Genomic DNA, 8,303 nt, shown 5'->3' with positions numbered 1-8,303 from the left:
CATGCTGTTTGCAGCCTGCGGCGTAGTTCATCACGCCCAGCGCATGCCACCTGCTGCGGACTAAAGTCCGCGCTCCTGCTCTCTTGACCACTCACCGCTCCTCGCCTTGTTTCGCCCCCCCTATGAGCAGCGAGCAGCGCAAAGCCTTCCCATTCTCTGAGTTTGAACCCAAGTGGCAGGACGTGTGGGAGGCCAGGAAGGCCTTCCGCACGCCGAATCCCGGCGATGCCGATTTCGATGCCTCGAAGCCGAAGTACTTCGTGCTCGACATGTTCCCCTATCCCAGCGGCGCGGGCCTGCACGTCGGGCATCCGGAAGGCTACACCGCCACGGACATCATCGGCCGCTTCAAGAAGATGTCCGGCTTCAACGTGCTGCACCCCATGGGCTGGGATGCCTTCGGACTGCCGGCTGAGCAGTATGCCATCAAGACCGGCCAGCATCCACGCGCCACGACGGAGAAAAACATCGAAGGCTTCCGCGGCCAGCTCAAGCGCCTTGGCTTCGCCTATGACTGGGACCGTGAGGTGAACACCACCGACCCCGGCTACTTCAAATGGACGCAGTGGATCTTCCTGAAGCTGTACAACTCTTATGTTGGTGAGGATGGTAAAGCGCATCCCATCGCCGAACTCGAAGGGAAGGGGCTTTCCCGCGAAGAGATCGACTCACGCCGCCTCGCCTACGTCTCCTCCGCGCCCGTGAACTGGTGCCCGGAACTCGGCACCGTGCTGGCCAATGAAGAAGTGGTGGATGGCAAGAGCGAAGTCGGCGGCTTCCCTGTGGAGCGCCGCCCCATGCGCCAGTGGATGCTGCGCATCACCGCCTATGCCCAGCGTTTGATCGATGAACTCGACGGTCTCGACTGGCCGGAGAGCATCAAGCTGCATCAGCGCAACTGGATCGGCCGCAGCGAAGGTGCTGAGGTGAAGTTCAAGGTAGCCGGCTGCGAAGAGACGATCACTGTTTTCACCACACGCCCGGACACGCTGTTTGGCGCGACGTACATGGTGCTCGCCCCTGAGCATCGTCTGGTGGACGTGCTGGTCACGGAGGAGCAGGCCACTGCTGTGGAGGAGTATCGTGAGAAAGCCGGTCGCAAGAGCGATCTGGAACGCACCGAACTCGCCAAGGAAAAATCCGGTGTTTTCACCGGCGCGTATGCGATCAATCCCGTCAACAACGAGCAGATCCCCATCTGGACCGCTGACTACGTGCTCATGGGCTACGGCACCGGCGCCATCATGGCCGTGCCGGCGCATGACGAGAGAGATTTTGAGTTCGCGCAGAAGTTTGAACTGCCGGTCAAGCAGGTGGTGCAGCCACCCGAAGGCAAGGAGTGGCAGGGCTTCACGGACCACGGCACCGCCGTGAACTCCGGCTTCCTTGACGGCCTCTCCACACCTGAGGCCAAGAAGAAGATCGCCGCCTGGCTGGAAGAAAAAGGGCTGGGCCAAGGCACCATCAACTTCAAGCTGCGCGACTGGCTCTTCAGCCGCCAGCGTTACTGGGGCGAGCCCTTCCCGATCGTTTGGGAAGACGGCAGTCACCGCAGCATTCCCGAAAGCGAGCTGCCGCTGCTGCCGCCGACGCTGGAAGACTTCAAGCCTACAGGCACGCCCGAGCCTCCTCTTTCCAAAGCCACCGACTGGGTGCGCTACTCCGCCACGGCCACGCGTGAGCTCAACACCATGCCGCAGTGGGCCGGCTCCTGCTGGTACTACCTGCGCTACTGCGATGCGCAAAACAGCGAACGCTTTGTCGGCGAAGCGGCTGAGAAATACTGGATGGGCGGCGGCAAGCCCGGCGGCGTGGATCTCTACGTCGGCGGCACCGAGCACGCTGTGCTGCACCTGCTCTATGCGCGTTTCTGGCACAAGGTGCTGTTTGATCTCGGTTACGTCAGCACGCCGGAGCCGTTCCAGCGTCTGGTGAACCAGGGCCTCATCCTCGGCGAAGACGGCCAGAAGATGTCCAAGTCACGCGGCAATGTGGTGAACCCCGACGATGTCGTGCGTGAGTACGGCGCGGATTCGCTGCGCCTGTATGAGATGTTCATGGGCCCGCTGGAGCAGGTGAAGCCCTGGAGCATGAAGGGGGTGGAGGGCGTGTACCGCTTCCTCGCCCGCGTCTGGCGTCTGGTCATGGAAGTCAGTGAAGAGGGCGTGTGGAGCGTTTCCGCCGCACTGCAGGACGTGCCTGCCAACAAGCAGGTCACCAAGGCGCTGCATGAGACCATCAAGAAATGTGGTGAGGATATTGAGAAACTCAGCTTCAACACCGCCATCAGCCAGATGATGATCTGCACCAAGACCTTCACGGCCGAAGAGGTGATGCCCGCATCCGCCATTGTCACCTTCCTCAAGGTGCTCAGTCCCTTTGCCCCGCACATCGCGGAAGATCTGAACGCCCGCATCGCCAGCAAGTTCCCCGCGCTGGCCGTGCAGGGCCTGCTCAGCGACGCCGCCTGGCCGAAATACGATCCCGCCGCTCTCATCGAGGACGAGGTGGAGATCGTCTTCCAGGTCAATGGCAAGCTGCGCGACAAAGCCCGCCTGCCGATTCAGGCCACCAAGGAGGAGATCGAAAAGGTCGCCCTCGCCAGCGCCCGCGTGCAGGAGTTCATGGAAGGCAAGACGCCGAAGAAGATCATCGTCGTTCCCGGCAAGCTGGTGAACATCGTGGTGTGAGCCGTGCGGTTCAGCGTCAGCCGGGGCTGAGTTACTTTTTCAGCCTCGGCTCGCCGATGCCCAGTTCCTTGAGCTGGGCACGCACGGAATCGAGATCTCCCGGGGAGACGAAAAGCATGGTGAAGCCGCCGTAGGTGTTGCGCACGACAAAGGCGGGCTGGAGGCCGCCTTTGATCTCGCTGTTGAGCTTTTCCTCCATGGCCTGCTCGGTGGTCATGTACCAGCGGGAGTAGGGTCCGCTCAGCTTGAGCTTGCTGGCAAAAATGGCGCGCGTCTGCGAGGCATTGTATTCAAAGAAGATGATCTGCTCCCCCTTGGCCCGCTTCTCGTCGACCTGGGCGCGCAGGGCGTCGTAGGGCATCCATGGGGTGAAAAGCTTTTCGCGCTCCTTGCCTTTCGATGACTCGACCTTGGATGGGTAGGACAAGCGCACCGTTTCGTCTTTGGCCTGTGCGGGCATCAAGGCGACGAGAACGAGAGAAGAAACAATCCAGGCCAGGTGTGCGGTCGTTTTCATGATGATGAGTCAATAGGTCAAAATACATGGGTGTGTCAAGTATCATGCGTACACTCTTTTCCAAGGGTGCTGCATGATCTGGCCGTTGCTGGCCTGTGTGTGCCTTCATGATTTGATCCCCGGCGGGGGCAGGTCTTGCAGTTTGAGATTGCTTTAAATAAACCTGAATACCATAGCCTGTCAGTGCGCCTCTCTCATTCATGCTCATCGCCATCCTTCATTACTCAAAGCCTCCTGTCATCGGTGGCGTGGAACGTGTCATCGGCGAGCAGGCTGCGGCGCTGCGGCGGCTAGGACATGAGGTGGAGATCCTGACCCGCTCGGAATGGCGCCTGGCAGAGTGGGACGCCGTCATCGTGCACAACGTGTTTACGATGCCCTTTGACCTCGCCTGGACCAAGGAGCTCATCGCACTCACACGCTCCCGCCCGGACATCCGCTGGATCAACTGGGTGCATGATGTGCGCTGGTGCGACCAGGTGCCGCAGGCCGTGCATGTGGCAGTGTCAGAATTCCGCAAGCAGGACTACGCGCAGGTGACGCAGGAGCCGATCCACGTCATTCCCAACGGCTGCGATGCCGGCGCTGTGCTGGGACTGACACCGCGGGTGCTGGCGCTGAAGCTTGAAGAACATGCCGGCCCGGTGCTGCTGCAGCCCGCACGTTTCGTGCGGCGGAAGAACATCGAGTTTGGTCTGCGCGTGCTGGTTGAGATACCAGAGGCGTTATACCTCGTCACCGCTGCACCGGACCCCCATCAGAAGGACGGCATGCAGTACTTCCGCGAGCTGCAAACGCTGGCCAAGGAGCTGGGGGTGGAGAGGCGCGTGCGCTTTCTTGGCCTGGAAGGTGCTTTGTCAGATGATGACGTGCGCAGCCTCTACCAGATGACCGACCTGCTTTTCTTTCCCAGCACGCAGGAAGGCTATGGTCTCCCGCTGATCGAGGCCGCGCTGCATGGCCTGCCTGTTTTCTGTTCGCTCATTCCTGCACACCAGGAGGTGGCGGTGGGGGCCACGTTCTTCAAGCTCACAGCTTCACCGAAGGGGCTGGCGCGAAAGATCAAGGCGCATCTAGGCGTGCGGGCACGGCAGTCGCGGCGTCAGATGATGATGCGCTTGTCTTGGTCACGAATTGTACACGAAATGCTACAGCCGTTGCTTTCCGGTCGAAACGATACATGAATGAGATCAGATGAGCCAATATTCCCCTAAAGCCGAGATCGAATCCGTGCTGGCTGCACGCCATCCAAATGTGTTCGCCTTCCTCGGGGCGCATGAGGCCGGGGCAGGGAAGCAGGTGGTCCGCACCGTGCAGCCCTACGCGAAGGAAGTGGCGGTCATTGTGGGCAATGAACGCATCGTGGCCGAGAAGCTGCACAAGGACGGCTACTTTGAAGCCGTCACACCCAAGGGGCTCTACGAGCTCGAAGTGACCCCGTTCGATGGCGAGATCACCCGCAGCAGCGATCCCTATTCCTTTGGCCTGCTGCTCGGAGATCAGGACATATACTTTTTCCGCGAAGGCACCCATCAGCGCCTGTGGGAGGTGCTGGGCGCAAGGCTGAAGACAGTGCACGGCATCGTCGGCTGTCAGTTTGCCGTGTGGGCCCCGAATGCCCAGCGCGTCTCCGTGGTGGGAGACTGGAACCGCTGGGATGGCCGCATGCACGTGATGCGCAACCGCATTGAAGCCGGCATCTGGGAGATTTTCATCCCCGGCGTCACCGAGCTGACCCACTACAAGTTTGAGGTGGTGGGGGCCCACGGCCACATGTGCCTGAAGAGCGATCCCTACGCTGTCTTCGCGCAGCATGGCACGCTGACTTCCAGCCTCGTCTTCAACATGGAGCGCTACCGCTGGTCCGACAATGAGTGGATGCAGACCCGCGCCCAGTGTGATCTCTACCACGCCCCCATGAGCGCCTACGAGGTTCACCTCGGCTCCTGGAAACGCAAAGAATCAGATGGCAACCGCTGGCTGTCCTATCGTGAACTCGCGGACGACCTCATCCCGTATGTCAAAAACCTGGGCTTCACGCACATCGAGATCATGGGCATTGCCGAGCATCCCTTTGACGGCTCCTGGGGCTATCAGGTCACCGGCTATTTCGCGCCGACCAGCCGCTTTGGAAACCCGGACGAGTTCCGTGAATTCATCGACCGCTGCCATCAGGCCGGCATCGGCGTCATCCTCGACTGGGTGCCCGGGCACTTCCCGAAGGACTCCCACGGCCTCGCCAAGTTCGACGGCACCGCCTTGTATGAACATGCGGACCCGCGCCTCGGCGAGCATCAGGACTGGGGCACCCTCATCTTCAATTACGGCCGCCATGAGGTGAAGAACTTCCTCATCTCCAACGCCCTCTACTGGCTGGAGCAATTCCACATCGACGGCCTGCGCGTAGATGCTGTGGCATCAATGCTTTACCTCGACTATTCACGCAACGCAGGCGAGTGGATTCCGAACCACCTCGGCGGCCGCGAAAACCTGGAGGCCATCGCCTTCATGCGCGAGCTGAACTCCGTCTGCTACGCCAAGCACCCCGGCACCACCATCATCGCTGAAGAAAGCACCGCGTGGCCCGGCGTCTCCAAGCCCGTCAGCACCGGCGGCCTCGGCTTCGGCTTCAAATGGAACATGGGCTGGATGAACGACAGCCTGCACTACATGGCGGAGGACCCCGTGCACCGGAAGTACCACCATGGGGAGGCCACGTTCGCCATGATCTACGCCTTTGATGAAAATTTCATCCTCGTGCTCAGCCACGATGAAGTCGTCCACGGCAAAGGCTCCCTCATCAACAAGATGCCGGGCGACCGCTGGCAGAAGTTCGCGAACCTCCGCATGTTCCTCTCCTGGATGTGGATGCACCCTGGCAAAAAACTCCTCTTCATGGGCGGCGAATTCGGCCAGTGGAATGAGTGGCGGCATGATGGCAGCCTCGACTGGCATCTCTTCCTTGGCGAGGAGCACAGCGGCCTGCAAAAGCTCGTCAAAGACCTCAACCACCTCTACACCACCCGTCCCGCGCTTTATGCCAAGGACCATGAGCCCGGCGGCTTCCAATGGCTGGACGCCAACGACGCCGACAACAGCATCTTCGCCTACACACGCTCGTCATCGGACGGCGACAAGGTGACCGTCCTCGTCAATGCCACGCCCGTGATTCGCCCAGGCTATCGAGTCGGTGTTTCCGATGCCGGCAGCTACCGCGAACTCCTCAACAGCGACGCCCCAAACTACGCCGGCTCCGGCGTCAGCGCTGGTGCAGGTTTCCAAGCCCAGCCGACTCCCTGGCAGGGCCAGCCTTGGAGCATCGTTGTGGATCTGCCGCCTCTGGCCACGCTCGTGCTGGGAAGGTGATGTTCTCTGCTTGAAAGCGATTATTGCAAAGAGGAGCGAAGGTTGGCGCGTAGGTGTCGTCCCATGAAATTACTTACCCTCGCTTCCTCCCTCCTCCTTGCCGTTGCGCTCAGCGCGGCTGACGCTCCCAAGTCTGTTTACGATGTGCCGCTGAAGGACATCGACGGCAAAGACACCTCCTTGAAGGCCTATCAGGGCAAGGTGCTGCTCATTGTGAATGTTGCTTCTAAATGCGGTAACACGCCTCAGTACAAGCAGCTCGAAGCGCTGAATCAGGAATTCAAGAAGGATGGTCTGGCCGTGCTTGGCTTCCCCTGCAACGACTTCGGCGGCCAGGAGCCCGGCACCAATGCCGAGATCAAAGAGTTTTGCTCCCTGAAGTACAAGGTGACCTTCCCGATGTTTGACAAGGTGGCCGTGAAAGGCCCCAGCAAGAGCGAGCTCTACCAGGTGCTCAGCGGCCCGACCTCTCCCTTCCCGGGTGATGTGAAGTGGAACTTCGGCAAGTTCCTCGTCGGCAAAGACGGCAAGATCCTCAAGCGCTTCGAGCCCAAGGTGCAGCCAGACTCCCCGGAAGTCACTGCCGCGATCAAAGAAGCCCTGGCAGCGAAGTAAGGTCGAAAGCGCTCCGTAGTTAGATTCATCCAAGCGGCGATGACTCCATGAGTTGTCGCCGCTTTTTTATGTGATGAATCGGATCAGAGTATCCCTTGCCCAATTGATACAGGCCTATGCACGGCCAGGAGCAGCGCGTGCCACAGGGCTTGTAGGGAACCGCTGTGCGGGTCCGAAGCTTCGGGTCTGTAGCTCCCGCAGGCGCTCACAAAGGTGAGCCGTCCTTGGAATGTGAAAAGGCAGGGGCGCTGCACTAGTTTGCAAGCCGCACTCCCACAAGCCGTCCTCTACGCCGAAGTCGTCTGCGCTTTGACCGGCGGCAAAGCCGGAGCATTCCCACTCCCTGCAGGCGCAGGATGGCCCGGTGCACTCGTGCCCGGACGGGGATGGATCTCGATGCGGATGCCGCCGTTCGCGCCATCCATCATGCGCAGCTTCTCGCGAAACTCCTGCGGCACGGCCTCGCGTTCTTTCTCGTTGTTGATGGGCCAGCTCTGTTCCTGACCGGTTTTCGGACGCGCGATGAAGGTCTTTTTGCCGTCTTCGTTCTTGAGGGTGTACTCACCGGTATCGTCACGCCGGGGCACACTGGCGGCGGATTGAGACTGGGAGAAATGGAAGCGCTGCAGATCGGTGCCGGGTGGAATGGAGAGGCCAGTTTGATTCGGGGGTCCGTTGCGGTGGCGTCCACCACCTTCAGGCTGCTGGCCGTGGCCGGGCAGGTTGAGCATGGGCGCCTGGGGCATGGGGCCTTGGCTGCCGCCCTTCGACCACTGCTGAATGCGCTCCTGATATTCGCGCAGCTCCTTCTGAAAATTCCGCAGCCGTTCGAACTGCTCACGCAGCGCATGGTTCTGATTCTGGAAGCTGCGCTGCTCACCACTGCGGAACATGTCCTCATTGAAAGGAGGCATGCCGTATGGCGGCACCCCGCCCATATGATGCTGATGGTGCTCTTTGGCCTCGACCAGGTGCTCGCCCAGCGTGACCGCCACGGTGGTTTCCTTGCCGCCCGTGATAACAGTCAGCGAGACTACATCGCCCTTCTTTTTCGCCCGCACCAGCGCCCTGAACTGCTCCATGTTCACGAGCTGCTGATCCTCAAACTTCACCAG

Annotated in this window: 6 protein-coding genes; 4 read left to right on the top strand and 2 right to left on the bottom strand. The window is 60.6% G+C overall.

Annotated features, from left to right (window positions below):
• The first annotated feature begins 122 nt into the window (after positions 1-122).
• Positions 123-2,690: a leucine--tRNA ligase gene (gene leuS / locus ACILSL_RS26100; RefSeq protein WP_395735011.1), complete on the top strand. Its 2,568-nt coding sequence runs from the start codon at positions 123-125 to the stop codon at positions 2,688-2,690.
• Between the two features lie 31 nt (positions 2,691-2,721).
• Here the strand turns inward: leuS and ACILSL_RS26095 are convergent, their stop codons facing one another.
• Entirely contained in the window at positions 2,722-3,207 is a 486-nt protein-coding gene (locus ACILSL_RS26095; RefSeq protein WP_395735010.1) for a hypothetical protein, read from the bottom strand.
• A 200-nt stretch (positions 3,208-3,407) separates the two neighbouring features.
• On the opposite strand from ACILSL_RS26095, the gene ACILSL_RS26090 reads away from it, so the two are divergent.
• The 3 genes from ACILSL_RS26090 (at position 3,408) to ACILSL_RS26080 (ending at position 7,188) form a co-directional block, all read left to right on the top strand.
• Positions 3,408-4,391, top strand: a complete 984-nt coding sequence (locus tag ACILSL_RS26090; protein ID WP_395735009.1) for a glycosyltransferase family 4 protein — start codon at positions 3,408-3,410, stop codon at positions 4,389-4,391.
• A 10-nt stretch (positions 4,392-4,401) separates the two neighbouring features.
• Positions 4,402-6,573, top strand: coding sequence for a 1,4-alpha-glucan branching protein GlgB (gene glgB, locus ACILSL_RS26085; protein WP_395735008.1), 2,172 nt, complete (start codon positions 4,402-4,404; stop codon positions 6,571-6,573).
• 63 nt (positions 6,574-6,636) lie between these two features.
• The gene (locus ACILSL_RS26080; protein WP_395735007.1) at positions 6,637-7,188 is read left to right on the top strand and encodes a glutathione peroxidase; all 552 of its coding nucleotides are present in this window, start codon (positions 6,637-6,639) and stop codon (positions 7,186-7,188) included.
• A gap of 287 nt (positions 7,189-7,475) precedes the next feature.
• Here ACILSL_RS26080 and ACILSL_RS26075 read toward each other — a convergent pair.
• Positions 7,476-8,303 (bottom strand): hypothetical protein (locus ACILSL_RS26075; protein WP_395735006.1); only part of this gene is annotated, 828 nt, incomplete at its 5' end.

This window comes from Prosthecobacter sp. (assembly GCF_044222345.1).
Taxonomy (GTDB): Bacteria; Verrucomicrobiota; Verrucomicrobiia; order Verrucomicrobiales; family Verrucomicrobiaceae; genus Prosthecobacter.
This window is presented reverse-complemented; position numbering and strand designations above follow the sequence as displayed.

Bases quoted from the DNA above. Each gene is read 5' to 3' on its own strand.
- leuS (WP_395735011.1), top strand. From the start codon at position 123: ATGAGCAGCGAGCAGCGCAAAGCCTTCCCATTCTCTGAGTTTGAACCC.
- ACILSL_RS26095 (WP_395735010.1), bottom strand. From the start codon at position 3,207: ATGAAAACGACCGCACACCTGGCCTGGATTGTTTCTTCTCTCGTTCTC.
- ACILSL_RS26090 (WP_395735009.1), top strand. From the start codon at position 3,408: ATGCTCATCGCCATCCTTCATTACTCAAAGCCTCCTGTCATCGGTGGC.
- glgB (WP_395735008.1), top strand. From the start codon at position 4,402: ATGAGCCAATATTCCCCTAAAGCCGAGATCGAATCCGTGCTGGCTGCA.
- ACILSL_RS26080 (WP_395735007.1), top strand. From the start codon at position 6,637: ATGAAATTACTTACCCTCGCTTCCTCCCTCCTCCTTGCCGTTGCGCTC.